The following is a 26,009-nucleotide window of genomic DNA, read 5'->3' as shown; positions in this document are numbered from 1 at the left end:
TGATATCGGTGAGGTTGCGTGAAGCAACGGGCGACGCCCGTTACCGTTTCTTGGCGCGTTCCTGTGCGTCCAGCTCGCGCAGGAATGCCAGCTTTTGCTGGATTTTAGCCTCCAGGCCGCGATCGGTCGGCCGATAGAAGGAGGGATTGAGTCCATCGGGGAAATATTGCTCGGCGGCGGCGTAGCCGTGCGGCTCGTCGTGCGCGTAGCGGTAGGCCTTGCCATGGCCCAGCTGCTTCATCAATTTGGTGGGCGCATTGCGCAGGTGGATCGGCACCGGCGCGCTGCCGTGCTCGGCCGCGAACTTGCGCGCCTGGTTGTAGGCGTTGTAGACGGCGTTCGACTTGGCCGCGCAGGCCATGTAGACCACCGCCTGCGCCAGGGCCAGTTCGCCTTCTGGCGAGCCCAGGCGTTCGTAGATATCGGCGCCGTTCACGGCCAGGTCGGTGGCGCGGGGATCGGCCAGGCCGATGTCTTCCACCGCCATGCGCACCAGCCGGCGCGACAGGTATTTGGGATCGGCACCGCCGTCGATCATGCGGCAGAACCAGTACAGCGCGGCGTCTGGGTTGGAGCCGCGCACCGACTTGTGCAGTGCGCTGATCTGGTCGTAGAACGCGTCGCCGCCCTTGTCGAAGCGGCGCAGGTTCTGCGACAGCGAGATCTCCAGCCAGGCCGCGTCCACCGTATCGCGGCCGGCGGCCTGGGCCGACTCGGCCACCACTTCCACGGCGCTGATCAGGCGGCGCGCGTCACCGTCGGCCCAGGCCGCCAGCTGTTCGCGCGCGTCGGCCTCGACATGGATGCGCTCGCCCTCTTCCAGCCCGTCGTTCAGGGCCTGCACGGCGCGGTCGACCAGCTGTTGCAGCTCCTCGGCGGTAAGCGATTGCAGCACGTACACCCGCGCCCGCGACAACAGCGCCGAATTGACCTCGAACGAGGGGTTTTCGGTGGTGGCGCCGATGAAGGTGAACAGCCCGCTTTCCACATAGGGCAGGAAGGCATCCTGCTGCGCCTTGTTGAAGCGGTGCACCTCGTCGACGAAGAGGATGGTGCGTCGTCCCTGGCCCTGCGCCACCTGCGCCACGGTGACCGCGTCGCGGATGTCCTTGACCCCGCCCAGCACCGCCGAGATGGCGATGAACTGCGCGTCGAAGCCGTCCGCCATCAGGCGCGCCAGCGTGGTCTTGCCCACGCCTGGCGGCCCCCAGAAGATCATGGAATGCGGCCGGCCCGAGTCGAAGGCGACGCGCAGGGGCTTGTCGGGCCCCAGCAGATGCGACTGTCCGACCACGTCGGACAGGGTCCGCGGGCGCAGCCGCTCGGCCAGGGGCACATAGGGCCGATGCGCAGGATCGGCCGCGAAGAGATCGTTGCTCATTGGCAGAAGATGAGGGGAGACAGCAAGTAATTCAAGCCAGCATTACACCATGGCGCGGGCCTGCCTCCCTTAGCGGTCCTAGGCCAGTCCCGGCGGCGCGAAGCGGCGGTTCACCAGCACCGGCAATACCTTGCGGGCATGGGCCAGGCGTTCGGGGTCGATATCGGCGAAAACCAGAGCCGGGGCTTCGCCCGCCCGCGCCGTCACCACACCAAGCGGATCCACCACCATGCTGCAGCCGATGTTGCGTTCGCCGCATTCGCCGGTGGCAGCCACATAGCAGGTATTTTCCAGCGCGCGCGCCGTGACCAGCACTTCCCAGTGCATTTCCTTCAACGGGCCGCGAACCCAGGCCGCCGGCAGCACCAGCAGGTCGGCGCCGTCCAGCGCCAGGCGCCGCGCCAGTTCGGGGAAGCGCACGTCGTAGCAGGTCATCAGGCCCACGCGCAGGCCGCCGATGTCCAGCAGCGGCGGGATGTCGACGCCGGGCGTGACGTTGGTGGATTCCTTCATGTTGAAGGCGTCGTACAGGTGCAGCTTGCGGTATTGCGACAGGATCTTGCCGTCTTGCAGCGTCACCAGCGTGTTCCAGACCCGCCCTTCCCCGGTCGGCACATGCACGCACATCATGGTCGCCAACTGCGAGCCGCGGCTGGCTTCCAGCAGGCGGCTCATGAAGGGACCGTCCAGCGGCTGGGCAGCCTTCAGGACGATCTGCGGATCGGTGATGTCGCGGGCCAGGATGCCTTCGGGCAAGACCAGCAGGCCGGCGCCGCCGGCGCGGGCGCGCTCCATCAAGTCTATGCAGACCTGGGCGTTTTCTTCCCAGACGCGGCTGACGGCGAACTGGCCCAAAGCAACTTTCAGCATGACGCTTCCTTGTGTCGGAGGTTTTTCCTATTGTCGCGCCAACCGCCGGCCAGCGCCGACTACGGGAAACTCCTAACTCCCGCTTGTAAATTCTTTTCACGATAATGAAAAAAACCAGGTTTGACGTAAATATTTTCCATAGCAGGCGCCCCATGACGAACTCCTCCTTCCCCGCAGCCCCCCTGGACGTGAACGGCAAAGGCCTGGGCGCCTTTCCGGAATCCTGTACCACCGCCGGCGTGGCGGCGCTGAACTGGAACCTGCTCAATGAGGACGTCAGCCTGCCCGTGGCGGTGCTGTACGAAGCCCGCGTGCGCCATAACCTGCAATGGATGCAGCGCTTCATGGAAGCGTACAAGGTCAAGCTTGCGCCCCATGGCAAGACCACCATGAGCCCGGCGCTGTTCCAGCGCCAGATCGCAGGCGGCGCCTGGGGCATCACGCTGGCAACCGCCCCGCAGGTCCGGGCCGCCTACCAGCACGGCGTGCGCCGGATCCTGATGGCCAACCAGTTGGTGGGCCGCGCCAACATGGCCATCATCGCGCACGTGCTGCGCGACCCGGCCTTCACCTTTTTCTGCATAGTGGACTCCCCGGCCAACGCGGCCCAGCTGGGCGCCTACTTCGGCGAACAGGGCCTGACCCTGCCGGTGCTGATCGAGCTGGGCCCGCAGGGTGGCCGCACCGGCGTGCGCGACGACGCCCAATTGCGGGCGCTGGTCGACGAAATCGGCAAATGGCCCGGCCTGGCCCTGGCCGGCATCGAAGTCTACGAAGGCGTGCTGCAGGAAGAAGACGCCATCCGCGCCTTCCTGCGCCGCGCCGCCGACGCCCTGCGCGGCCTCGCCGCCGCCGGCCGCCTGCGCAAGAACGGCCCCGCCCTGATCTCTGGCGCCGGCTCCGCCTGGTTCGACGTGGTGGCCGAAGAATTCTCGCAACTGGACATCGGCGCGCCGCTGGAAATCGTGCTGCGCCCCGGCTGCTACCTGTCGCACGACGTCGGCATCTACCGCTCGGCCGCCGAGCGCATCAACGCCCACAATCCGGTCGCGCAAAAGATGGAACCCGGCCTGCAGCCGGCCTTGCAGGTCTGGGCCTACGTGCAGTCTCTGCCCGAACCGGGCCGCGCCATCGTCGCCATGGGCAAGCGCGACGCCGCCTTCGACGCCGGCCTGCCCACGCCCGCCGCGCTGTACCGCCCCGGCCGTGACGCCGCGCCCGGCCAGGCTCCCGGCCACTGGAAGCTGAGCGCGATGATGGACCAGCACGCCTTCATGCAGATCGGCGCAGGCGACGACATCCAGGTCGGCGACATGATCGCCTTCGATATTTCCCACCCCTGCCTGACCTTCGACAAGTGGCGCCAGGTGCTGCTGGTGGACGAGCAATACCGCGTTACCGACGTGGCCGAAACCTTCTTCTGAACGGCCCTGCCCGCCGCACCGCGCCGGTACCCGGCGGGCAGGAGGAATCGCGGGATTCCGGCGCAAACCTCTAATTACTACAAGCAAAACCCGTTTTTGACCCTCTGGAGAGAGAATCATGAACTTCCGTACCTCCCGGCGAGGCGGTGGGCTCAATAGCCTGCTGCTGGCCGGCGCAATTGGCTTGACCGCATTGTCGACCCCCGCCCTCTGTGCCACGCCGATCAAGGGAGGCACGATTTCGGTTGCCACCATAGGCGAGCCGCCCACGCTGGATCCGATGACCAGCACGGCCGACCTGGTGGGCATCCTGACCCAGCACTTCTTCGAAACGCTGTACACCTTCGACGGCAAGTGGAACCTGACCCCGCTCCTGGCCGACAAGCTGCCGGAAGTCTCGGCCGACGGGCTGACCTATACGATCCCGCTGCGCCAGGGCATCACCTTCCATGACGGATCCAAGATGGATTCGTCCGACGTGCTGGCCTCGCTCAAGCGCTGGACCGAGACCGCCACGCGCGGCAAGATGGCCGCCAAGATCATCACCGGCATGGAAGCGCCGGACGCCAACACCATCCGCATCACGCTCAAGCAGCCCTATGCGCCCCTGACCGCGCTGCTGGCCATGAACAACAGCGCCGCCGTCATCATGCCCAAGGGCAAGATCGCTCCGGCCCTGACCGAATTCGTCGGTACCGGCCCCTACCAACTGAAGGCGCGCGTGCCCGACCAGTACATCCAGCTGGTCCGCTTCGAAGGCTACAAGCAGCGCGAAGGCGAGCCTGACGGCTTTGGCGGCGCGCGCAAGCAGTACCTGGACGAGATCCGCTTCGTACCGGTCAGCAACGCCAACACCCGCGTCGAAAGCGCGGTGGCAGGCCAGTTCGACTACGTCGACTCGCTGCCGGTGGAATCGCTGCCCAAGCTCAAGAACGGCCGCTCCGACCCCGTCATGCTCAAGCCCTTCGGCTGGCCGCGCCTGGTGCTCAATACCAAGCAAGGCATCATGTCGAACCTGGCGGTCCGCCAGGCCGTGCAGCTGGCGCTGAACGAAGAAGACATGCTGTACGCCGCCTTCGGCGACAAGAACTTCTACAAGCTCAACGGCGACCTGTATCCCGAGGGCTATCCCTGGGCCACGTCCCTGGGCGGCAAGGTCTACAACAAGGGCGACGCCGCCGGCGCCAAGAAGCTGGTGGATGGCGCCAACGTGCAGGACCGCAAGATCCGCATCCTGACCAGCCAGCAGTACGAGTTCCACTACAAGATGGCGCTGGTCGCCGCCGAATACCTGAAGGCCGCGGGCTTCACCGTGGACATGCAGGTGGTGGACTGGGCCACGCTGACGCAGCGCCGCCAGGACCCGGCCCTGTGGGACGTCTTCATCACGCACAGCCCCTTCCTGCCTGAACCCGCCCTGATCGACTTCCCGTCCAAGGACGCGCCGGGCTGGTGGGACACCCCCCGCCGCAACCAGGCGCTGGACGCCTTCAACCAGGCCAGCAACCAGGAAGAGCGCATCAAGCGCTGGGCCGATGTGCAGCAGGCCGTGTACGACGAAGTGCCCTTCATCAAGGTCGGCGACTTCAACGCCCAGGCCGCGCGCTCGCCGTCGCTGCAAGGCACCAAGGCCGTGCCGTGGCCCTACTTCTGGAACGCCTGGAAGTCCAAGTAATGGCGTAGCGCGGCAGGGCAAAGGCGCACACAAGACCTCCTGCCGCGCTCCACGCATCAATGCATGACCCGCAGAGCGCGCCCTTCCAACAAGCGCGCCGCCCCTCCCCACGATACGACGCTTTTTTAGGACATCCATCGTGTTGCGTTATCTCTTAAACCGGCTGGTCGGGCTGGTGGCCGTGATGTTCATCGTCGCGACCATCGTGTTCGTGATCATCCGCGTCACGCCAGGCGATCCCGCCGCCGTGATGCTGGGTCCGCAGGCCAGCCAGCAGGACATCGCCGCCCTGCGCACCCAGCTCGGGCTGGACCAGCCGATGGCCGTGCAGTACGTTTCGTGGCTGGGCAAGCTGGCCCAAGGCGACCTGGGCCAATCCATCTTCATGAACAAGCCGGTGCTGTCGGCCTTGGCCGACCGCGCCGAACCCACCATCCTGCTGACGCTCATGTCGCTGCTGATCGCCAGCGCCATCGCGCTGCCGGTGGGGATACTGTCCGCGGTCAAACGCGGCACCACGCTGGACCAGTCGGTACTGTCGTTCTCGATGTTCACCTCCAGCGTGCCCAGCTTCTGGCTCGGGCTGCTGCTGATGCAGGTGTTCTCGGTCAAGCTGGGCTGGCTGCCCGTGGCCGGCTATGGCGGCCCCGACGCCTCGCTCATGACCCGCCTGTCGCACCTGATCCTGCCCGCCGTGGTGCTGGGCCTGGTGAACTCGGCGCTGATCACCCGCTTCATCCGCGCCAGCATGCTGGACGTGCTGCGCGACGACTATGTGCGCACCGCGCGCGCCAAGGGCCTGCCCGAAAGCAAGGTGATCCTGAAGCACGCCGTGCGCAATGCGCTGATCCCGATCCTGACAGTGCTGGGCCTGACCACGGCGCTGCTGATCAGCGGCGCGGTCGTGACCGAAACCGTGTTCGGCCTGCCCGGCGTGGGCAGCCTGGTGGTGTCGGCCGTGCTGCGCCGCGACTACCCCGTCATCCAGGGCGCGCTGCTGATCATCGCGGCCATCTACGTCCTGATCAATCTCTTCATCGATCTGCTCTACCTGCTGGTCGATCCCCGGGTCCGCTACTGATATGGCTATCGCAACTACCGCTAATTCCGGCGCGGGCGCCGACCGCTGGCAGGTCCTGCGCCTGCTGGTGTCGCGCAAGACCGTGCTGATCAGCCTGATCGTGATCGTCGTGCTGGTCCTGGCTGCGCTGCTGGCGCCCTGGATCAGCCCCTACGATCCGTTCAAGCTGTCCATCATGAACCGGTTGAAGGCGCCGGGCGCCGCGCACTGGTTCGGCACCGACGACTTCGGCCGCGACGTGTTCAGCCGCGTCATCCACGGCGGCCGCCTGTCGCTGATGGTGGGCTTCTCCGTCGTGATCGTGTCCAGCATCCTGGGCATCGCGCTGGGCCTGATCGCGGGCTTCTTCCGCACGGCGGACAAGTTCGTGTCGCGCCTGATCGACGCCATGATGGCCTTTCCCGACATCCTGCTGGCGATCTCGCTGGTGGCCGCGCTGGGGCCGTCGCTGGTCAACGTGGTGATCGCGCTGGGCATCGTCTACACGCCGCGCCTGGCGCGCATCGTGCGCGCCTCGACCCTGGTGATCCGCGAACTGCCCTTCGTCGAAGCCGCCCGCGCGCTGGGCGTGCCCACCTGGCGCCTCGTCACCGTGCACGTGCTGCGCAACCTGGTGTCGCCCATCCTGGTGCAGGGCACGTTCATCTTCGCCTACGCGATCCTGGCCGAAGCCGGCCTGTCGTTCCTGGGCGTGGGCGTGTCGCCCGACATCCCCACCTGGGGCACCATGATCAACGCCGGCCAGCAGTACATGGGCTCGGCCGACTGGATCATGATCTTCCCCGGCATCGCCATCGTCCTGTCCGTGCTGTCGCTGCAACTGGTCGGCGACGGCCTGCGCGACGTCCTCGATCCGCGCCTGCGCAAGGAGCTGTAATCATGACCGCAAGCACCCGAGACGTCGTGCTTTCCGTGGAAGGGTTGAAGACCTGGTTCCACAGCCGCGACGGCATCGCCAAATCCGTGGACGGCGTTACCTTCGACCTGGCCCGCGGCGAAACGCTGGCCATCGTCGGCGAGTCCGGCTCCGGCAAGTCCGTGACCAGCCTGTCCATCATGGGCCTGCTGCCCAAGCCGGCGGGTCGCATCGAGGCCGGCAAGATCCTGTTCCGCGACCGCCAGGGCGCGCAGCACGACCTGGCCCAGGCCTCGCCCGCCACCCTGCGCAAGATCCGCGGCGCCGAAATCGCCATGATCTTCCAGGAGCCCATGACCAGCCTGAATCCGCTGTACACGGTGGGCGACCAGATCGCCGAAGCCGTGCTGCAGCACGAGGGCGGCTCCCGCGACGCGGCCATGCGGCGCGCCCGTGAAATGCTGGAACGCGTCGAAATCCCGGCGGCCGAGCGGCGCATCAACGAGTACCCGCACCAGATGTCGGGCGGCATGCGCCAGCGCGTGATGATCGCGCTGGCCCTGGCGTGCAACCCCGCCGTGCTGATCGCGGACGAGCCGACCACCGCGCTGGACGTGACCGTGCAGGCGCAGATCCTGGACCTGCTGCGCCGGCTGCAGGCCGAGATGAACATGAGCATCCTGTTCATCACGCACAACCTGGGCGTGGTGGCCGAGATCGCGCATCGCGTGGCGGTCATGTACGCGGGCCGCGTGGTCGAGGACGCCGGCGTCTACGACCTGTTCGAAAAGCCCACGCACCCCTACACCCGCGGTCTGCTGTCCTGCATCCCCACGGCCGCCCTGCTGGCCTCCGGCGAACGGCTGCGCGCCATCCCGGGCAACGTGCCCAGCGTGCTGTCGCTGCCGGCCGGCTGTACCTTCGCGCCGCGCTGCCCGCTGGCTGCCGACGACTGCCGCGCCGCCGTACCCGAACTCATGCCGGTGCAGACCGACCACCGCGCGCGCTGCATCAAGGTGAATCCGATATGACGAGTAGCCCCATTCCCATCCGCGCCGAGGAGCCGCTGGTGCGGATCCAGGACCTCAAGGTCCACTTCCCCACCTCGCAGGCGCGCCATGCGCCGGTCGTGAAGGCCGTGGACGGCGTCAGCTTCGACGTGCCGCGCAACACCATCGTCGGCCTGGTCGGCGAATCCGGCTCGGGCAAGACCACCACCGGCCGCGCCCTGCTGCGCCTGTTCGCGCCCACCGCCGGCCGCATCCTGTTCGACGGCCAGGACATCACCAAGCTGTCCGAAAAGCAGATGCTGCCCTGGCGCCGCCGCATGCAGATCGTGTTCCAGGATCCCTACGCCAGCCTCAACCCCCGCATGACGGTGGCCGAGATCCTGGGCGAAGCGCTGGACACCCACCGGCTTGCCCAGAACCGCCGCATGGCCCGCATCGGCGAGCTGCTGGAACGCGTGGGCCTGAACGCCGACCACAGCCGCCGCTATCCGCACGAGTTCTCCGGCGGCCAGCGCCAGCGCATCGGCATCGCCCGCGCGCTGGCAGTCGAGCCCGATTTCATCGTGGCCGACGAGCCGGTGTCCGCGCTGGACGTGTCGGTGCAGGCGCAGGTGCTGAACCTGCTGCAGGACCTGCAGCGCGACCTGGGCCTGACCATGCTGTTCGTGGCCCACGACCTGGCGGTGGTGGACTACCTGTGCGACGAGGTCGTGGTGATGTACCTGGGCCGTGTCATGGAACGCGGCCCGACCAGTGAGGTCTACGCCCGCCCCCGCCATCCCTATACCCGCGCGCTGCTGTCCGCCGCGCCGGTGCCGGACCCGCGCGCGCCGCGCTCGCGTATCCTGTTGAAGGGCGACATCCCCAGCCCGGTCAACCCGCCTTCCGGCTGCGTGTTCCGCACCCGCTGTCCCTACGCCATCGAAAGCTGCGCAACCACCGAGGCGCAGGCCGCCAATGTCGGCCCGGGCCACTATGTGGCGTGTTCGCGCATCGGCGACGCCGAGCTGGCCGCCTGATAACCGCCCAGTCCAGAACAGATCCAGGAAGCCCACATGAACATCATCCGCGACATCGTCTTCCAGATACGCAGTCGGCGGGACTCGCTGAGCGTGACCGAACGCAAGGTCGCCGACGCCATCCTGGACGACATCATCTGGGGCGCCAGCGCCACCGTCGACCAGCTGGCGGCCAAGGCCGGCGTCAGCATCGCCACCATCTCGCGCTTCGCGCGCACGGTCGGCTGCGACGACACCCGCGACCTGAAGCTCAAGCTGGCCCAGGCCAGCACAGTGGGCAGCCGCTTCCTGGACCCCAGCGCGCCAACCGAGGAAAGCACCTTCTACGCCCGCATCTACGCCGACATCGAAAGCACGCTGCGCGCCCACCTGCCCAACTTCACCGAGCAACTGTTCGAGGCGGCCGCCGGCATTGTGGACGGCGCGCGCATGATCTACGTCTTCGGCATGGGCGGCGCGTCGGCCGTACTGGCGCAGGAAGTGCAGTCGCGCCTGGTGCGCCTGGGCTATCCCATTGCCGTGTACAGCGATGCGGTGCTGCTGCGCATGGTCGCGGCCACGCTGGACGAACGCGACGCGGTGCTGATCCTGTCGGCCTCGGGCCTCACGCCGGAAATCGTGGGCGCGGCCCGCATCGTCAAGCAGTACCAGGCGCGCATCGTCGCCATCACCGACGCCACCTCCGCCCTGGCTGAACTGGCCGACGTGGTGCTGCCCATCCGCACCGACGAAACCGACTTCATCTACAAGCCCTCGGCATCGCGCTACGCGATGATGCTGGCCATAGACCTGCTCTCGACCGAACTGGCCATGCTCAACCAGGAAGAAAACCGGGAGCGCCTGCGCCGCATCAAGCTGGCGCTGGACGAACACCGCGGCGGTCCGAACCGCCTGCCGCTGGGCGATTGAACTGGAACACAAGATGTACGACACCCTCATAGGCAATGTGCTGGTCCTGGACGGCACCGGCGAACCCGCCTACCGCGCCAGCGTGGCGCTGGCCGACGGACGCATCGCGGCCATCGGCGACCTGCCCGGCGCGGCGGCGCGCCAGATCATCGATGGCACCCGCCTGGCGCTGGCCCCGGGTTTCATCGACGTGCACACGCATGACGACACCAACGTCATCCGCACGCCGGACATGCTGCCCAAGCTGTCCCAGGGCGTGACCACCGTGGTGGTGGGCAATTGCGGCATCAGCGCGTCGCCCGTGGCCCTGCGCGGCGAACCGCCGGACCCGATGAACCTGCTGGGCGCCCGCGCGGACTTCAGCTACCCCACCTTCGCGGACTACACCCGCGCCATCGAGGCCGCGCGCCCCGCCGTGAACGTGGCCGCGCTGGTCGGCCACACTGCCCTGCGCAGCAACCACATGGACCGGCTCGACCGCGCCGCCACTCGCGAGGAAGTGCTGGCCATGCGCGAGCAGCTGCGCGACGCGCTGGCCCATGGTGCCATCGGCCTGAGCACCGGCCTGGCCTATGCCTCCGCGTTCGACGCGGACACCGAAGAGGTCAAGCTGCTTGCCGAGGCGCTGGATGAATTCGGCGCGCTCTACACCACCCACCTGCGCTCGGAGTTCGCCGCCATCCTGGAGGCCATGCAGGAAGCCTTCGACATCGGCCAGCATGCCCGCGTGCCGGTGGTGGTGTCGCACCTGAAATGCGCCGGCGCCGGCAACTGGGGCCGCACGAAAGAAGTGCTGTCCGCGCTCGAGACCGCTGGCCGCCTGCAACACGTGGGCTGCGACTGCTACCCCTACTCCGCCAGCTCCTCGACCCTGGACCTGAAGCAGGTCACGGACGAGTTCGACATCGACATCACCTGGTCCGTGCCGCATCCGGAGCAGGCCCGCCGCAAGCTGGCCGACATTGCCTCCGACTGGGGCCTGAGCCTGCTCGAAACGGCCGCGCGCCTGCAGCCGGCCGGCGCCGTGTACCACAACATGCATGAAGACGACGTGCGCCGCGTGCTGTCGCACCGGCTCACCATGGTGGGCTCCGACGGCCTGCCCAACGATCCCATGCCTCACCCCCGGCTCTGGGGCGCATTCCCGCGCGTGCTCGGCCACTACAGCCGCGACGTGGGGCTGTTCCCGCTGACGGAGGCCGTGCACAAGATGACGGGCCTGTCTGCCGCCCGCTTCGGCCTGGCCGAGCGCGGATTGGTGCGCGAGGGCTACCACGCGGACCTGGTGCTGTTCGATCCGGCCACGGTCATCGACCGCGCCACCTTCGCCGCGCCGGTGCAGACTGCCGCTGGCATCGAGGCGGTGTGGGTCAATGGCGCCCTGTCCTATCGCCAGGGCGAGGCCACCGGCGACCGCGCCGGCCGCTGGCTGCCGCGCAGCGGCGACCTGCGCAAGAACTTCCAGTAAGCAACGGGCGAAATCCCGGCGCAAAACCGGCCATTCATTTCAAGGAGAGAACCATGAGCAATGCTCCCACCGCCGACAGCAACGGCATCACCCGCTACGGCGTCGCCGGCGGCACGGGCCAGGGTGGCTCGCACATGCCCTTTGCCCGCGCGGTCGCGGCCGACGGCTGGCTGCACGTGTCCGGCCAGGTGCCGATGGACAACGGCGAAGTCGTCGAAGGCGGCATCGTGACCCAATCGCACAAGGCCATCCAGCAGGTGCTGGCCATCCTGAAGGAAGCCGGCTACGGTCCCGAACACGTCGTGCGCTGCGGCGTGTGGCTGGACGACGCGCGCGACTTCGCGTCGTTCAACAAGGTGTTCAAGGAATACTTCGGCGAGAACCCGCCGGCGCGGGCCTGCGTGCAGTCGTCGCTGGTGGTCGACGCCAAGGTCGAGGTAGACTGCATCGCGTATAAGCGTCCCTAAGCGGACACCACACAAGAAAAAGCCTGGCGTTGCCAGGCTTTTTTCACATCTTCACGACATCAACACCCTTGGGCGCGACAAACTGGAATTCCTTGGCCGGCAGCTGTGGGTTGGCGGCAATGCCGGACAGATCCACGCGGGTGGTCTGGCCAAATGAATCCAGCAGCTCCACGCGCACCGGCAGGTTGTCCTTCATGCCGATGTCCACGCGCGAAAAACCCGCATCGGCGGTGCGCGGCTTGGCCCGCAGCCAATCGATCCCATCCTTGGACGGCAGGGCCGAAACGTCGAACGACTGCTCCAGCGACCCCGAGCCGAACAGGATGGCGGCGGGCGAGGTGCCGATGGCGGCATCGACCTTGCGTTCGGTGACCTGGGCCAGGTCCGGATCGAACTGGAATACCTGGCGGCCATCCGAGATCACCAGTTGCTCATAGGGCTTCTGCACCGCCCACTTGAACTTGCCGGGACGCTGGAACGAGAACACGCCGGTCTGGGCGGGCTGCGTGCGGCCCTGATTGTTCACCGTGTACTGCGAGAACGAGCCGGTGGCCGAGGTCACCGTGGCCACGAAAGCGCGCAGCTGCTCCTGCGCGCTGGCGGCAAACACCATGGCGGGCGCCAGGCTCAGGGCCGCCACGGCGGCCAGTCGGCGGAACATCTTCATCAAGCTTCCTCTCGGGCGGCGGCGGCTGCGGGAACCAGGATCTCGCGGTTGCCATTGGACTGCATCGCCGACACCATACCCGATTGCTCCATCTGCTCCAGTAACCGGGCAGCACGGTTGTAACCAATGCGCAGGTGGCGCTGCACCAGCGAAATGGACGCGCGGCGGTGCTTGAGCACCACTTCGCAAGCCTGGTCGTACATCGGGTCGGATTCGGCGTCGCCGCCGATGCCGGTGACGCTGCTGGCGCCTTCGCCCGCATCCCCGTCCAGGCCGCCTTCCAGCAGGCCTTCGATGTAGTTGGGTTCGCCCTGCGCCTTGAGGCTTTCCACCACGCGGTGCACTTCGTCATCGCTGCAGAACGCGCCGTGCACGCGTACCGGCAGGCCGGTGCCCGGCGGCATGTAAAGCATGTCGCCCTGGCCCAGCAGGGTTTCGGCGCCCATCTGATCCAGAATGGTGCGCGAGTCGATCTTGGACGACACCTGGAACGCGATGCGCGTCGGGATGTTGGCCTTGATCAGGCCGGTGATGACGTCGACGCTGGGACGCTGCGTGGCCAGGATGAGGTGGATGCCGGCGGCGCGCGCCTTCTGTGCCAGGCGGGCGATCAGCTCTTCGATCTTCTTGCCCACCACCATCATCAGGTCGGCGAGTTCGTCGATGACCACCACGATGGTGGGCAGCGGCGACAGCGGCTCCGGCGCGTCCGGCGTCAGCGAGAACGGATTCGGAATGGGTTCCTCACGCTTGATGGCGTCGCGGATCTTGGTGTTGTAGCCCGCCAGGTTGCGCACGCCCATCTTGCTCATCAGGCGGTAGCGCTTTTCCATTTCGCCCACGCACCAGTTCAGCGCGTTGGAGGCCTGGCGCATGTCGGTGACCACCGGCGCCAGCAGATGCGGAATGCCTTCGTAGACGCTCATTTCGAGCATCTTCGGATCGATCAGGATCAGCCGGGTGTGGGACGCGTCCGCCTTGTACAGCAGCGACAGGATCATGGCGTTGATCCCCACGGACTTGCCCGAACCGGTCGTGCCCGCCACCAGCAGGTGGGGCATCTTGGCCAGGTCGGCCACCACCGGATTGCCGGCGATGTCCTTGCCCAGCGCCATCGTCACGACGGAATGGCTGGCGTGGTAGGTCTGCGAACCCAGGATCTCGGACAGGCGCACCATCTGGCGGCGCGGGTTGGGCAGTTCCAGGCCCATCAGGTTCTTGCCCGGAATGGTTTCCACCACCCGGATGCTGACCAGGCTGAGCGCGCGCGCCAGGTCCTTGGCCAGGTTGACGATCTGGCTGCCCTTCACGCCCGTGGCGGGCTCGATTTCGTAGCGCGTGATGACCGGGCCGGCCTGCGCCGCCACCACGGTGACCGACACGCCAAAGTCGGCCAGCTTCTTTTCGATCAGGCGCGAAGTGAATTCAATGGTTTCGGCCGACACCGTTTCCTGGTTGGCCAGGGGTGGATCCAGCAGGCTGATCGCGGGCAGATCGCCTTCGGCGCCGCCCGAGGGCGCGAAGAACAGCGATTGCTGCTTTTCCTTTTCAACGCGTTCGGACTTGGGCACCACGGTAATGGCGGGTTCGATCCGCACCGGCTGCTCGTGGACCAGCTTTTCCTGCTTGGCCACGACCTGTTCGGTGCGCACGGCCTTGGCGACCTCGCCGACCTTGCGGTCTTCGCGGGCGGCGTAGGAGTCGCGCACGCGACGCACCAGGCCCTCCAGCCACGAGCCCACGCGTTCGGCGATGGACAGCCAGGAAAACGAGAAGAACAGGCTCAGGCCGATGGCCAGCATGACCAGAAAGGCCAGCGTGCTGCCAGTGAAACCGATGCTGCGGCCGATCAGGTCGGCCAGCGTCTGGCCGATCACGCCGCCGGCGCCGCTGGTGTTCTCGGAGGCGCCGGGCAGATGCGTGCCGCGGCTGGCCAGGCGCAGGGCTTCCATGCCCAGCGACCCCACCAGCAGCAGAAAGAAACCGATGCCCTCCTCCCAGTGGACGCGGGGCAACACTTCCGGCTGCTTACTATTGGTAACGCGAAGATGACTGGCCAGGCGGCGGTAGCCCGCGCGCACCCGGTGCAGCAGCAAAATTACCCACCACCAGGCGGAAAAGCCGAACAGATAGAGCAGGATGTCCGCCAGATAGGCGCCCAGGGTCCCGCCCTTGTTGTGGATGGCGCCGGCGGGGACGGAATGCGACCAGCCAGGGTCGGCCGCATTCCAGGTGGCCAGCACCAGCGTCAGCCAGGCCGCCAGGGCGGCGAAGAGGATCCAGCGGGCTTCGCGCAGCAGGGCGGACAAGCGCGTCTGCAGGGGGGAAGGCCCGTTACGGGTATTGCGCGAGGCGCGCGGAGAAGCAGTCGAGATACGCGGCATGCGGCTCATTATAATTGGGCGTTAACCTAAAGATACCCGCCCATGTCCACGCCTACGCACGCTAAAGTTTTGATACTCGGTTCCGGCCCCGCCGGTTACACGGCGGCCGTCTATGCGGCACGCGCCAATCTGAGCCCTGTTCTTGTTACAGGTCTGGCCCAAGGCGGCCAGCTCATGACCACCACGGACGTCGACAATTGGCCGGCCGACGCCGATGGCGTGCAGGGTCCGGACCTGATGCAGCGCTTCCAGAAGCACGCCGAACGTTTCAACACCGAAATGATCTTCGACCACATTGCCAAGGTCGATGTGTCCAAGCGCCCGTTCACCCTCACGGGCGACACCGGCAAGATCTACACCTGCGACGCCCTCATCATCGCCACCGGCGCCTCGGCCAAGTACCTCGGCCTGCCGTCTGAAGAGGCCTTCATGGGCCGCGGCGTGTCCGGCTGCGCCACCTGCGACGGCTTCTTCTACCGCAACCAGGACGTCGTCGTCGTCGGCGGCGGCAATACCGCCGTGGAAGAAGCGCTGTACCTGTCGAACATCTGCCGCAAGGTCACCCTGATCCATCGCCGCGACAAGTTCCGCGCCGAGCCCATCCTGGTCGACAAGCTCATGAGCAAGGTCGAGAACGGCAACATGGAACTCAAGCTGTTCCATACCCTGGAAGAAGTGCTGGGCGACGACAGCGGCGTCACCGGCGTGCGCGTGCGCCACGTCGACACCGGCGTCACCGAAGACATGGCGGCCACCGGCGCCTTCATCGCCATCGGCCACCAGCCCAACACCGAAATCTTCCAGGGCCAACTGGAAATGAAGGACGGCTACATCGTCACCAAGAGCGGCCTGTCCGGCATGGCCACGATGACCTCGGTCCCGGGCGTGTTCGCGGCCGGCGACGTGCAGGACCACGTCTACCGCCAGGCCATCACCAGCGCCGGCACCGGCTGCATGGCCGCGCTGGACGCACAACGGTGGCTGGAGAATGCGGGGCAGTAAGGTCGGCCTGGCCGACCTGAAACGCCTGAAGAAAGACCTGCAGGCCGAGCGCGAACGCGCCGCCCTGGCCCAGCGGGTGGCGGTGCTGAAAAAAGCCGACACCGCCCCCGTGGACGACATGGCGGCGTTCAAGCGCACGATGCAGTCGGTCACGCCCATCAAGCAGGCCGCCCGGGTGGAGCACAAGCCCGTGGCACAGCCTGCGCCCGCGCTGCGCCGCGCCAACGCGCTGGGCGAAACGCCCACGCGCGCCGACGCCGGCGTCTCAGACGGCGGCGAAATCACGCATCTGCTGTCCGAAGGCGGCACCGCCTTCGTACGCAGCGACGCCGCGCCCGACACCGCGCGCAACCTGCGCCGCGGCCAATGGCGCGCAGGCGCCGAACTGGACCTGCACGGTCTGCGGGTGGAACAGGCCCGCCACGCCCTGCTGTCGTTCCTGGACGAATGCCAGGAGCACCGCATCCGTTGCGTGCGCATCGTGCACGGCAAGGGCTATGGCTCACAGGGGCTGGAACCGGTGCTCAAGGACAAGGCCCGCACCTGGCTGGTGCAGAAAAACGAGGTGCTGGCGTTTTCCGAGGCGCCCGAGCGCGAAGGCGGCGCGGGCGCCCTGCTGGTGCTGCTGCGACAAGCCGAAGGAACGCGCAAATGAAGTGGCTCTATCTGGGCATAGCGATCATCGCCGAGATCTTCGCGACCAGCGCGCTCAAGGGGTCCGAAGGCTTCACCCGCCTGGCGCCGTCCATCGTGACGGTGTTCGGCTATCTGATCTCGTTCTACTTCCTGTCGCTGACCCTGCGCGAGATACCGGTGGGCATCGCCTACGCCATCTGGTCCGGCGTGGGTATCGTGCTGATATCCATCGTGGGCGCGGTGCTGTTCAAGCAGCACCTGGACACGCCCGCGCTCATCGGCATCGGCCTCATCATCGCCGGCGTGGTGGTGATGAACGTGTTCTCGAAATCCGTTTCGCATTGAAGCCCCGCGACGGGTCCACGGCGAGTTCCCGGATCCGCCGCTGGCTGGCGGCCTGGCTGTGCCTGGGCTGTCTGGGCTTGCTGCCGGCCGGCAATGCCTGGGCCCAGGAGTTCAACCGCGCGGCTGAGCTCGTGCGCTACCGCACCTGGCTGAGCGCTTTCAAGCAGGACCTGGACCAGTTGTCCGCTACGCCCGGCCCCTTGTCGCAAGCCCAGTTGGAGGCGATGTTCGCCCGCACGGTGGTGCCCGGCTCACGCGGCGCGGGATTCATCCGCCAGGCGTTCACGCAGCGCGGCGGTGAAGGCGCAAACTTTCCGAAGCCTGGCCCGCGCGCCGTGCTCATGGCCGTGCTGGACAGTGCCATCCCCGCCGGCCAGGGCGGCCTGTATCCGGAAGCGGATGCTGCCCTGAACGTCGCGGAGCTGACCGTCTGGTACCTGCATGTGGATGTCGGCGACATGACCAATACCTACCTGCTGTCGGGCGAGCACTTCACGCCTTACCGACTACCTCCTCCGGGCAAGCTGGAACGCAACGCCTACCCCTTCCTGCTGATGGACACCCGCGACAACGCCTTGCGCCTGGGCGGCGTCAGCAGCGAACTCTGGGGGCTGATCGCCTACCTGCACAATGCCGCGCTTTGATTGCTCTCTGCGTCTGCTTGCGCTGACGGCACTTTCCATGGTGCCGGGGCTGGCCAGCGCGCTCTGCGAGCCACTGGCGGCGTCCGCGCAGCGCCACACCAGGGTGATGGACATTTCCCTGGACGACACGAATACCTTGCTGGCGCTGGACGGCTCGCGCATCCGGTCATGGCTGCCTGGCGTCGCCATAGACACGGACGGACGCGCCTCCCCCGCCATCTGGGCCGAACAGGTGGACTGGTCCGTCTACGCCGCCGCGCCGCACGCCCGCATCGGCGTCACGATGCTGCGCTGGGAAAGCGCCCCCGACGGTCGCCAGCATTTGTGCGGCATCGCCCGTTACAGTGCCAACGCTGTCCACGAAACCCGCGCATCGGGCAGGGCCAAGCTGCCCCCGCCAGACGCTGAAACGCGCTTCTACTATGACACCGCCGGTCGACTGACTGGCTACGAGGAGCGCTCGCGCGCATGGGACGGCCGCCGCAACCGGCCGGCGCGCTACTGCCTGCGCTACGACGCCCACGGCTGGCTGGCCGAGCTGGGCGCCAACGATTGCTCGGCGCGCTCCCGGCCCATGGCCCGCTACGTGCATGACGCGGCGGGCCGGCTGTTGCGCACGATTTCCTATCAAGACAGATCCGAAGACGCGTTCGAAGTCGTGACGTATGACGCTCAGGGCCGCAGGGCGCAGCGCTACTTGCGCCAGCGGACGGCGTGGGCGGACGAGCCCGCCGTTCTGGGACTGCCCTACCGCGAAAGTCCGGGCCACTATGCCGTACTAGTGTTGCCCGGTCCGGCCTGGAAAGCGCCAGCGCTGGATTCGTACAACTACGACTGGACCATCGTGCAACCCAAGCAGACCGCCGCAGGCATGGTCAGCATCTATGACGCCAAGCGGGACCCCGCCCAGGTGCTGGCAAAAGGCAAAAGCGGCGACGATGGACAGTTCCCCATGACCAGCGCGCAACGCAAACGGGTCTGGGAGGCCGCCGGCCAGACGCCTGGCGGCGTGCAATGGCTATGGGCGCCCGGCCAGACCTATACCCTGCTGCAAACGATGCCCGCGGCGGCATGGGCTTCCTGCGTCGATCCGGAAAACCGGAAGGCCGACGCCTGCGCAGCGCCTTAGGCGCGTTCGCCCTGCGGTTTGGGTGCGCCCGGATGCCGCAGGTAGTCCACAAGCGCCAGCGTGGCCCGGTCGGGAGGCGGCGTCAGCAGGGACACCACAATGATCGTCAGGAATGCCACCGGCGCGCCGAACACGCCCGCCGCGATCGGCTGGATGCCCCACCACAGGTCCACGGGCTGGGTGCGTGAAATGCCCAGCACCCATTCGCGCAGCCACGGATGCGTGTGCGTCATATAGGCGAACGTCGCCGCAAGCCCCGCCGCCATGCCCAGCGTCGCCCCCCATTTGTTGGCCCGGCGCCAGAACACGCCCATGACCAGCGCCGGGAAAAACGACGAAGCCGCGAAGGAAAACGCGGCCGACACCATGAACAGGATGTCCGCCGGCTTGCGCGCCGCCACCCAGGCCGCACCGAACGCCACCAGCAGCAACAGGATCTTGGACACCATCACGCGGCGCGCCGCCGACATGCGCGGCGACACCATGCGGTACCACATGTCGTGCGACAGGGAGTTGGACAGGGTCAGCAACAGGCCATCGGCGGTGGACAGCGCCGCAGCCAGCCCGCCCGCCGCCACCAGGGCCGATATGACGTAGGGCAGCCCGCCGATTTCCGGCATGGCCAGCACCACCACGTCGGCGCCCATGCTGATTTCGCTCAACTGCACGATGCCGTCGCGGTTGACGTCGGTCACGTCCAGCAGATTGCTGTCGACGGCGCTCCAGGCATGCACCCAGTTGGGCAGGCTGAGAAAGCTGGACCCCACCACCTGTGTATAGACCTCGTACTTCACCAGCAGCGCCAGCGCCGGCGCCATGAAATACAGCAGCAGGATGAACAGTAGCGACCAGCACACCGATTTACGCGCCTCGATGACTGAAGGCGTGGTGTATGAACGCATCAGGATGTGCGGCATGCCGGCGGTGCCCAGCATCAGGCATAGCACCAGCGCCAGGAAGTTGACGCGCATATTGCGCTGCTCTTCCGGATCCTTGGACGGGAACGGTTCCGCATGCGGTGTGGCGGGCGCCGCCCGCGCCTCGAAGGCGGCCTTGGCCTGCGCCCATGCGACACGCGCCTCCTCCACGCTGGGGGGATAGCCGGCCAGCTCGCGTTCGGCCGAGCGGATCTCGACCATGGGCGCATCATTCGCCGTCAACTGCGCCAGCCGGCTGCGCAGCTTGTCCTTTTCCAGTGTCCAGGATTCTGGCAATGCCGCCATCCGGCGGCCCATTTCGTCGGCGCGCTCCTGCCAAAGCCTGCGCACCTCGATTTCGGACGGGTCGTTCTGCAGGTAGATTTCTTTTTCAGTGACCTGCTGCAGCACCACCCCGGCCGACAACTGCGGCACGGGCATGTTGGTGTGCTTGATGGACAGCCAGACCACCGGCACCAGATAGGCAATGACCAGGATGATGTACTGCCCCACCTGCGTCCAGGTGACCGCGCGCATGCCGCCCAGGAACGAACAGACCAGCATGCCGCCCAGCGCCACGAAGATGCCGAGCTCGAAGGAAATGCCGGTCATGCGCGTGGTGATGATGCCCACGCCGTAGATCTGCGCCACCAGGTAGGTGAAGGAACAGAGTATGGCGCAGGCCACGCCCGCCAGGCGCGGCATGTTGCCGCCATAGCGCGCACCCATGAAGTCGGGGATGGTGTATTGGCCGAAGCGGCGCAGATAAGGCGCCAGCAGCATCGCCACCAGTACGTAGCCGCCGGTCCAGCCCATGATGTAGGCCAGCCCACCGTAGCCCGTCAGGTAGAGCGTGCCGGCCACCCCGATGAAGGAAGCCACCGACATCCAGTCGGCGGCGGTGGCCATGCCGTTGTAGATCGCGGGCACCCGCCGGCCGGCCACGTAGTATTCCACCTGATCCGAGGTCCGGCAGACGATGCCGATACCGGCGTACAGGCTGACCGTGACCAGCAGGAATACATAGCCGATCCAGTTGCGCGGCATGCCCAGGATCTCGGCCAGCGCCATCAACAGGATCATCAACGCGAAGCCCGCCGTGTACAGCACGTAGATGCGGCGCAGCCGGACTCTGAATTGCTGGGGCGTGTCTCCGCTGAAAAACGGCATCAGCGGTGCCCTCCCGTGTCGTCGGAGCGCTCATCGGCGCGATTCATGATCCGGGCGTAGATGCCGATGATGACCAGGTAGGCCAGCGGCGCGCCATAGGCCGCCATCCAGAACGCGAACGGCCAGCCGATGAAATCGAAGTTCAGGCTGCGGGCAAAAAAAGCGGGAATGAAGGTCAGCGCGGCCCAGGCGACGAGCAACACCAGGATCAGCCACAAATTGCGGCGCCAATAGGGAGTCGTGGCGGGTGCCGAGGATGAAAGGCGCGATTCCGACATAGCTGGGATGAGCGAACCCTGTCTGATTATCGCGAAACGCGGCGCTTGAAAAGCCTTTGCGCTTGAAATGCCGGCTTTTTATGCGACAACGGCCGGCACTACCTGGTGCCAGCCGTTGTGCGTTTTGCTTTTTTTGGGTACTGCTTTACTTTTTTTATGTACCGGTGCCGCCGGTATTTGCCCATGCAGGGCTTTGTCTCCTCACCTGCATGGGAAGAGATTCTGCACCAGATGCGGGATTGTCACACTAGGGGAATGCCCTAAGAAGGAGCATTCATTTACATATTCCATGCACCAACTTGGTGCAATTCGGTATTCCCGTACTGAATATTGGGATTTTACGTTTCATTTACACCCCCCTCCCAAACGTATACCCCGTTTTTACCCCCCGCTCCGTAACCTGCCGATGTCCTGATTGGTCACTACGCCTGCCCGGCGCGCATCCCTATTCGCCGAGCAGGCCCGTCGTTCGAAGGGAGCGCCGCTCCCGGGAGGAAAAACGTGGATGCCTTCTATATCGCCATCTTTGCCGTCATGGCCGGGCTGACTTTCGCCCTGTTGCGGTTCTGCGAAACCTTGTCTGCGGGAGAGCAGCCATGAACTGGCTCTATTGGCTGAGCGGCCTGACGGCCGCCTTGTTGTTCGTGTACCTGCTGGTCGCGCTGTTCAAACCGGAGAAATTCTGATGACCGCCGAATTCGTCGGATTGCTGGTCGCGTACCTGGCAGTCCTGCTTGCGATCGCGCCCCTGCTCGGGCGTTACATCCGCATCGCCATGGAAAACGGGCAATCCCGGCTAACCGCCTGGGGCCGTCCAATCGAGCGCGGCATCTACCGGCTGGCGGGCATAGACCCGCAGGCCGAAATGGGCTGGAAGCGCTACGCCGTGGCGGTGCTGGCCTTCAATATCATCGGCATCGCGGCCGTCTACGCCTTGCAGCGCCTGCAGGGCATGCTGCCGCTCAATCCCGCCGGCATGGGCGCGGTGTCACCGGACTCGGCCCTGAACACCGCCATCAGCTTCGTGGCCAATACCAACTGGCAGGGCTATGGCGGCGAATCGACGATGAGCTACCTGACGCAGATGCTGGCGCTGACGGTGCAGAATTTCGTCTCGGCCGCCACCGGCATCGCCGTGCTGTTCGCGCTGATCCGCGGCCTGTCGCGCCATTGCTCGGCCACGGTGGGCAACTTCTGGACCGACATGGTGCGTAGCACGCTGTACGTGCTGCTGCCGCTGTCCCTGGTCCTGGCGCTGGCGCTGGTCAGCCAGGGGGTGATCCAGAATTTCAGCCCCTATCAGGAAGTCCAGACGATCGAGGCGGTGCATTACGAGCAGCCCCGCGTGGACGCCCAAGGCCAGCCCGTGCTGGACGCCCAGGGACAGGCCGTGACCGATCCCGCCGTCAGCAAGACCCAGACCCTGGCCATGGGTCCGGTCGCTTCGCAAGAATCGATCAAGCTGCTGGGGACCAACGGCGGCGGCTTCTTCAACGCCAACTCCGCGCATCCGTTTGAGAACCCCACGCCGCTGGCTAACTTCCTTGAGATGCTGGCCATCCTGGCGATTCCCGCCGCGCTGTGCTTTTCGTTTGGCGAGATGGTGGGCAGCCGGCGCCAGGGCATCGCGATCCTGGCGGCCATGACCGTGTTGTTCGCGGTGTTCGCCCTGTCCGCCGCCTACTTCGAACAGCAGCCCAATCCGATGGCCGCGCAGGCCGGCGCCGACAGTGCGCTCAGCGCGTTCTCGCCGGGCGGCAACATGGAAGGCAAGGAAACCCGCTTCGGCATCGCCGCCACCTCGCTGTTCGCCACCGTCACCACGGCGGCGTCCTGCGGCGCAGTCAACGGCATGCACGATTCGCTCAACGCCATGGGCGGCCTGACGCCGATGCTGTTGATGCAATTGGGCGAGGTGGTCTTCGGCGGCGTGGGTTCGGGCCTGTACGGCATGCTGGCCTTCGCCATCCTGGGCGTCTTCATCGCCGGACTGATGATAGGCCGCACCCCGGAATACCTGGGCAAGAAGATCGAAGCCTATGACATGAAGATGGTCTCCATCGTCATCCTGGCTACCCCGCTGCTGGTGCTGGTCGGCACGGCGCTGGCGGTCTCGGTGCCGGCCGGCCAGGCTGGCGTGCTGAATCCGGGCATCCACGGTTTCTCCGAAATCCTCTATGGCCTGACGTCGGCCGCCAACAACAACGGCAGCGCCTTCGCCGGATTGTCGGCCAACACGCCCTTCTACAACGTGCTGCTGGGCGTCGCCATGTGGTTCGGCCGCTTCGCCATCATCGTCGCCATCCTGGCGATGGCCGGCTCGCTGGCCGCCAAGCGCCGGCTGCCCGCCGGTCCCGGCAGCATGCCCACCACCGGCCCGCTGTTCGTGGTGCTGTTGATCGGCGCGGTGCTGCTGGTAGGCGCTTTGACGTACGTGCCCGCACTGGCCTTGGGCCCGGTGGCGGAACACCTGCAAATTAAAGGCTAGGAATGAAAATGGCCAAGATTGAAACTTCTACTACCGGCGCCGGCGGCGGCGCCGCCCGCGCCGCGACTGACGTTGCGCGTGAACGCCAGTTCGGCATGTGGTCGCGCGCCCTGATCGGTCCGGCGGTGCTGGACAGCCTGCGCAAGCTATCGCCCGCCGCGCAGTTGAAGAACCCCGTGATGTTCGTGGTCTACGTCGGCAGCATCCTGACCACGGTGCTGTGGGTCATGGCCCTGCGCGGCCGGGCCGAAGCGCCCGCCGGGTTCATCCTGGCGATCGCCGTGTGGCTATGGTTCACCGTGCTGTTCGCGAACTTCGCCGAAGCCCTGGCCGAAGGCCGCGGCAAGCAGCAGGCGGCCACCCTGCGCGGCCTGCGCACCACCATCGACGCCCGTCTGCTGAAGGGCTTTCGCGATGCCGACGCCAGCCTGGCTGCGCCCGGCGCCTGGCGCAACCAGGCAGTCAGCCAGCCTTCGGGCCTGCTGCGCCGGGGCGACGTAGTGCTGGTCGAAGCGGGCGACATCATCCCTGGCGACGGCCAGGTCATCGCCGGCGTGGCGTCAGTGGACGAAAGCGCCATCACCGGCGAATCCGCGCCCGTGATCCGCGAGTCCGGCGGCGACTTCTCGTCGGTCACCGGCGGCACCCGGGTGCTGTCTGACTGGATCTTCGTGCGCATCGCCGCCGACCCCGGCGAGAGCTTCCTGGACCGCATGATCACCATGGTCGAAGGCGCCAAGCGCCAGAAGACGCCCAACGAGCTCGCCCTCACCATCCTGCTGGTGGGCCTGACCGTGGTGTTCCTGCTGGTGGTCGTGACCCTGATGCCGTTCTCGATCTACGCGGTCAACGCCGCTGGCGGCGGTTCTGTGGTGACGGTCACGGTGCTGGTCGCGCTGCTGGTCTGCCTGATCCCCACCACCATCGGCGGCCTGCTGTCGGCCATCGGCGTGGCCGGCATGAGCCGCATGATGGGCGCGAACGTCATCGCTACGTCCGGCCGCGCCGTGGAAGCCGCTGGCGACGTGGACGTGCTGCTGCTGGACAAGACCGGCACCATCACCTTCGGCAACCGCCAGGCCTCGACCTTTCTACCTGCCCCCGGCGTGTCCGCGCGCGAACTGGCCGAGGCCGCGCGCCTGGCCTCGCTGGCCGATGAAACGCCGGAAGGCCGCAGCATCGTGGCGCTGGCCGACAAGTCCATCCACGCCCCGGCCGCGCCCACGGCGCATGCCGAATTCGTGCCCTTCACCGCGCAATCGCGCATGAGCGGCGTGAACCTTAATGGCCGCATGATCCGCAAGGGCGCGGTCGACGCCGTGCAGGCCTGGCTGGCCGAGCAGGACTCTACCGTGCCGGAACAGGCCCTGCGCCTGGCCGAAGACGTGGCCCGCCGCGGCAGCACGCCGCTGATGGTCAGCGACGGTAATCGGGCGCTGGGCGTGGTCGAGCTGAAGGACATCGTCAAGCCGGACATCCAATCGCGGTTCGCGGAGCTGCGTCGCATGGGCATCAAGACCGTGATGATCACGGGCGACAACAAGCTTACGGCCGCATCCATCGCCGCCGAGGCGGGCGTGGACGACTTCCTCGCGGAAGCCACGCCCGAGGCCAAGCTCAAGCTGATCCGCGCCTACCAGGCGGAGGGCCGGCTGGTAGCGATGACGGGCGACGGCACCAACGATGCGCCTGCGCTGGCGCAGGCCGACGTGGCGGTGGCGATGAATTCGGGCACCCAGGCCGCCAAGGAGGCCGGCAATATGGTGGACCTGGATTCCAACCCCACCAAGCTGATCGAGATCGTCGAGATTGGCAAGCAGATGCTGATGACCCGCGGCGCGCTCACTACCTTCAGCGTGGCCAACGACGTGGCCAAGTACTTCGCCATCATTCCGGCCGCCTTCGCCACCGTCTATCCGCAGTTGAACGTGCTGAACATCATGGGCCTGGCCACACCGGCCTCGGCCATTCTGTCTGCCGTGATCTTCAACGCGCTGATCATCGTGGTGCTGATCCCGTTGGCGCTCAAGGGCGTGCGCTATCGCGCGCTGGGCGCGGCCGTGCTGTTGCGCCGCAATCTGCTCATCTATGGCCTGGGCGGTCTGCTGGTGCCGTTTGCCGGCATCAAGCTGGTCGACATGGTCCTGGCCGCCCTGGGCTGGGCCTGAGCCCCGAAACCGCAAGGAACC

At 66.6% G+C, this 26,009-nt stretch carries 23 protein-coding genes; 17 read left to right on the top strand and 6 right to left on the bottom strand.

Features of this window, described 5'->3' with window-relative positions; genetic code table 11:
- Positions 1–40: 40 nt before the first annotated feature.
- Both IB258_RS10035 and IB258_RS10030 read right to left on the bottom strand, forming a co-directional pair.
- On the bottom strand, positions 41–1,381 hold the full coding sequence (locus tag IB258_RS10035; RefSeq protein WP_054450116.1) for a replication-associated recombination protein A: 1,341 nt from the start codon (positions 1,379–1,381) through the stop codon (positions 41–43).
- A gap of 78 nt (positions 1,382–1,459) precedes the next feature.
- Entirely contained in the window at positions 1,460–2,251 is a 792-nt protein-coding gene (locus tag IB258_RS10030) for a deaminated glutathione amidase (RefSeq protein WP_192352532.1), read from the bottom strand.
- A 152-nt stretch (positions 2,252–2,403) separates the two neighbouring features.
- Here IB258_RS10030 and IB258_RS10025 point away from each other — a divergent pair, with 152 nt between their 5' ends.
- The 9 genes from IB258_RS10025 (at position 2,404) to IB258_RS09985 (ending at position 12,160) form a co-directional block, all read left to right on the top strand.
- Entirely contained in the window at positions 2,404–3,675 is a 1,272-nt protein-coding gene (locus IB258_RS10025; RefSeq protein WP_192352531.1) for an amino acid deaminase, read from the top strand.
- 118 nt (positions 3,676–3,793) lie between these two features.
- Positions 3,794–5,350 carry an ABC transporter substrate-binding protein gene (locus IB258_RS10020; RefSeq protein ID WP_054450112.1) on the top strand — a complete coding sequence of 519 codons (1,557 nt, stop codon included), beginning with the start codon at positions 3,794–3,796 and terminating at the stop codon, positions 5,348–5,350.
- Between the two features lie 139 nt (positions 5,351–5,489).
- Complete coding sequence (locus IB258_RS10015; RefSeq protein WP_054450111.1) at positions 5,490–6,431, top strand: ABC transporter permease; 942 nt, start codon at positions 5,490–5,492, stop codon at positions 6,429–6,431.
- Position 6,432: 1 nt separating this feature from the next.
- Positions 6,433–7,308, top strand: a complete 876-nt coding sequence (locus tag IB258_RS10010; RefSeq protein ID WP_192352530.1) for an ABC transporter permease — start codon at positions 6,433–6,435, stop codon at positions 7,306–7,308.
- A 2-nt stretch (positions 7,309–7,310) separates the two neighbouring features.
- Entirely contained in the window at positions 7,311–8,318 is a 1,008-nt protein-coding gene (locus IB258_RS10005) for an ABC transporter ATP-binding protein (protein WP_054450107.1), read from the top strand.
- Positions 8,315–9,316, top strand: a complete 1,002-nt coding sequence (locus IB258_RS10000) for an ABC transporter ATP-binding protein (RefSeq protein WP_054450105.1) — start codon at positions 8,315–8,317, stop codon at positions 9,314–9,316. Before IB258_RS10005 ends, IB258_RS10000 begins: the two co-directional genes overlap by 4 nt.
- A 36-nt stretch (positions 9,317–9,352) precedes the next feature.
- Entirely contained in the window at positions 9,353–10,225 is an 873-nt protein-coding gene (locus IB258_RS09995) for a MurR/RpiR family transcriptional regulator (RefSeq protein WP_054450103.1), read from the top strand.
- A gap of 13 nt (positions 10,226–10,238) precedes the next feature.
- On the top strand, positions 10,239–11,693 hold the full coding sequence (locus tag IB258_RS09990) for an amidohydrolase family protein (protein WP_054450102.1): 1,455 nt from the start codon (positions 10,239–10,241) through the stop codon (positions 11,691–11,693).
- A 53-nt stretch (positions 11,694–11,746) separates the two neighbouring features.
- On the top strand, positions 11,747–12,160 hold the full coding sequence (locus IB258_RS09985) for a RidA family protein (protein WP_118931699.1): 414 nt from the start codon (positions 11,747–11,749) through the stop codon (positions 12,158–12,160).
- A gap of 43 nt (positions 12,161–12,203) precedes the next feature.
- Here IB258_RS09985 and lolA read toward each other — a convergent pair whose 3' ends face one another.
- The gene (lolA, locus tag IB258_RS09980; protein ID WP_054450098.1) at positions 12,204–12,827 is read right to left on the bottom strand and encodes an outer membrane lipoprotein chaperone LolA; all 624 of its coding nucleotides are present in this window, start codon (positions 12,825–12,827) and stop codon (positions 12,204–12,206) included.
- The gene (locus IB258_RS09975; RefSeq protein WP_119450774.1) at positions 12,827–15,211 is read right to left on the bottom strand and encodes a DNA translocase FtsK; all 2,385 of its coding nucleotides are present in this window, start codon (positions 15,209–15,211) and stop codon (positions 12,827–12,829) included. Before IB258_RS09975 ends, lolA begins: the two co-directional genes overlap by 1 nt.
- Positions 15,212–15,253: 42 nt before the next feature.
- Here IB258_RS09975 and trxB point away from each other — a divergent pair, with 42 nt between their 5' ends.
- The 5 genes from trxB to IB258_RS09950 are packed head-to-tail and all read left to right on the top strand — an operon-like array spanning position 15,254 to position 18,967.
- Positions 15,254–16,213, top strand: a complete 960-nt coding sequence (gene trxB / locus IB258_RS09970; protein WP_054450094.1) for a thioredoxin-disulfide reductase — start codon at positions 15,254–15,256, stop codon at positions 16,211–16,213.
- The gene (locus IB258_RS09965) at positions 16,200–16,868 is read left to right on the top strand and encodes a Smr/MutS family protein (protein WP_192352529.1); all 669 of its coding nucleotides are present in this window, start codon (positions 16,200–16,202) and stop codon (positions 16,866–16,868) included. The genes trxB and IB258_RS09965 overlap by 14 nt, the downstream gene beginning before the upstream one ends.
- Complete coding sequence (locus tag IB258_RS09960; protein ID WP_054450090.1) at positions 16,865–17,194, top strand: multidrug efflux SMR transporter; 330 nt, start codon at positions 16,865–16,867, stop codon at positions 17,192–17,194. Before IB258_RS09965 ends, IB258_RS09960 begins: the two co-directional genes overlap by 4 nt.
- Complete coding sequence (locus IB258_RS09955) at positions 17,191–17,838, top strand: hypothetical protein (RefSeq protein WP_054450088.1); 648 nt, start codon at positions 17,191–17,193, stop codon at positions 17,836–17,838. Before IB258_RS09960 ends, IB258_RS09955 begins: the two co-directional genes overlap by 4 nt.
- Before the next feature lie 37 nt (positions 17,839–17,875).
- Complete coding sequence (locus IB258_RS09950) at positions 17,876–18,967, top strand: hypothetical protein (protein WP_225590349.1); 1,092 nt, start codon at positions 17,876–17,878, stop codon at positions 18,965–18,967.
- Here the strand turns inward: IB258_RS09950 and IB258_RS09945 are convergent.
- The gene (locus IB258_RS09945) at positions 18,964–21,054 is read right to left on the bottom strand and encodes a sodium:solute symporter family protein (protein ID WP_175159458.1); all 2,091 of its coding nucleotides are present in this window, start codon (positions 21,052–21,054) and stop codon (positions 18,964–18,966) included. The two genes, IB258_RS09950 and IB258_RS09945, sit on opposite strands and share 4 nt — an antisense overlap.
- On the bottom strand, positions 21,054–21,332 hold the full coding sequence (locus IB258_RS09940; protein WP_054450082.1) for a DUF4212 domain-containing protein: 279 nt from the start codon (positions 21,330–21,332) through the stop codon (positions 21,054–21,056). The genes IB258_RS09945 and IB258_RS09940 overlap by 1 nt, the downstream gene beginning before the upstream one ends.
- 596 nt (positions 21,333–21,928) lie before the next feature.
- Between IB258_RS09940 and kdpF the strand changes: the two genes are divergently transcribed.
- From kdpF to kdpB, 3 genes are read left to right on the top strand one after another with little or no spacing between them, the layout of a single operon-like run.
- A complete protein-coding gene (gene kdpF, locus IB258_RS09935; protein ID WP_013391886.1) occupies positions 21,929–22,018 on the top strand; it encodes a K(+)-transporting ATPase subunit F in 90 nt (29 codons plus the stop codon).
- Positions 22,018–23,820 (top strand): potassium-transporting ATPase subunit KdpA, encoded by a 1,803-nt coding sequence (kdpA, locus tag IB258_RS09930; protein ID WP_175159456.1) that lies wholly within the window; start codon positions 22,018–22,020, stop codon positions 23,818–23,820. The genes kdpF and kdpA overlap by 1 nt, the downstream gene beginning before the upstream one ends.
- A gap of 8 nt (positions 23,821–23,828) precedes the next feature.
- Positions 23,829–25,988 carry a potassium-transporting ATPase subunit KdpB gene (kdpB, locus tag IB258_RS09925; RefSeq protein ID WP_175181154.1) on the top strand — a complete coding sequence of 720 codons (2,160 nt, stop codon included), beginning with the start codon at positions 23,829–23,831 and terminating at the stop codon, positions 25,986–25,988.
- Positions 25,989–26,009: the final 21 nt, after the last annotated feature.

It is taken from the genome of Achromobacter sp. ACM02 (assembly GCF_014851605.1).
Taxonomy (GTDB): Bacteria; Pseudomonadota; Gammaproteobacteria; order Burkholderiales; family Burkholderiaceae_B; genus Achromobacter; species Achromobacter aegrifaciens.
Note: the sequence above shows the minus strand (reverse complement) of the source record. Positions and strands in the feature narration are given on the sequence as shown.

Coding starts and splice junctions, on each gene's coding strand:
- IB258_RS10035 (WP_054450116.1), bottom strand. CDS start 1,381: ATGAGCAACGATCTCTTCGCGGCCGATCCTGCGCATCGGCCCTATGTG.
- IB258_RS10030 (WP_192352532.1), bottom strand. CDS start 2,251: ATGCTGAAAGTTGCTTTGGGCCAGTTCGCCGTCAGCCGCGTCTGGGAA.
- IB258_RS10025 (WP_192352531.1), top strand. CDS start 2,404: ATGACGAACTCCTCCTTCCCCGCAGCCCCCCTGGACGTGAACGGCAAA.
- IB258_RS10020 (WP_054450112.1), top strand. CDS start 3,794: ATGAACTTCCGTACCTCCCGGCGAGGCGGTGGGCTCAATAGCCTGCTG.
- IB258_RS10010 (WP_192352530.1), top strand. CDS start 6,433: ATGGCTATCGCAACTACCGCTAATTCCGGCGCGGGCGCCGACCGCTGG.
- IB258_RS10005 (WP_054450107.1), top strand. CDS start 7,311: ATGACCGCAAGCACCCGAGACGTCGTGCTTTCCGTGGAAGGGTTGAAG.
- IB258_RS10000 (WP_054450105.1), top strand. CDS start 8,315: ATGACGAGTAGCCCCATTCCCATCCGCGCCGAGGAGCCGCTGGTGCGG.
- IB258_RS09995 (WP_054450103.1), top strand. CDS start 9,353: ATGAACATCATCCGCGACATCGTCTTCCAGATACGCAGTCGGCGGGAC.
- IB258_RS09990 (WP_054450102.1), top strand. CDS start 10,239: ATGTACGACACCCTCATAGGCAATGTGCTGGTCCTGGACGGCACCGGC.
- IB258_RS09985 (WP_118931699.1), top strand. CDS start 11,747: ATGAGCAATGCTCCCACCGCCGACAGCAACGGCATCACCCGCTACGGC.
- lolA (WP_054450098.1), bottom strand. CDS start 12,827: ATGAAGATGTTCCGCCGACTGGCCGCCGTGGCGGCCCTGAGCCTGGCG.
- IB258_RS09975 (WP_119450774.1), bottom strand. CDS start 15,211: ATGCCGCGTATCTCGACTGCTTCTCCGCGCGCCTCGCGCAATACCCGT.
- trxB (WP_054450094.1), top strand. CDS start 15,254: ATGTCCACGCCTACGCACGCTAAAGTTTTGATACTCGGTTCCGGCCCC.
- IB258_RS09965 (WP_192352529.1), top strand. CDS start 16,200: ATGCGGGGCAGTAAGGTCGGCCTGGCCGACCTGAAACGCCTGAAGAAA.
- IB258_RS09960 (WP_054450090.1), top strand. CDS start 16,865: ATGAAGTGGCTCTATCTGGGCATAGCGATCATCGCCGAGATCTTCGCG.
- IB258_RS09950 (WP_225590349.1), top strand. CDS start 17,876: ATGGTGCCGGGGCTGGCCAGCGCGCTCTGCGAGCCACTGGCGGCGTCC.
- IB258_RS09945 (WP_175159458.1), bottom strand. CDS start 21,054: ATGCCGTTTTTCAGCGGAGACACGCCCCAGCAATTCAGAGTCCGGCTG.
- IB258_RS09940 (WP_054450082.1), bottom strand. CDS start 21,332: ATGTCGGAATCGCGCCTTTCATCCTCGGCACCCGCCACGACTCCCTAT.
- kdpF (WP_013391886.1), top strand. CDS start 21,929: ATGAACTGGCTCTATTGGCTGAGCGGCCTGACGGCCGCCTTGTTGTTC.
- kdpA (WP_175159456.1), top strand. CDS start 22,018: ATGACCGCCGAATTCGTCGGATTGCTGGTCGCGTACCTGGCAGTCCTG.
- kdpB (WP_175181154.1), top strand. CDS start 23,829: ATGGCCAAGATTGAAACTTCTACTACCGGCGCCGGCGGCGGCGCCGCC.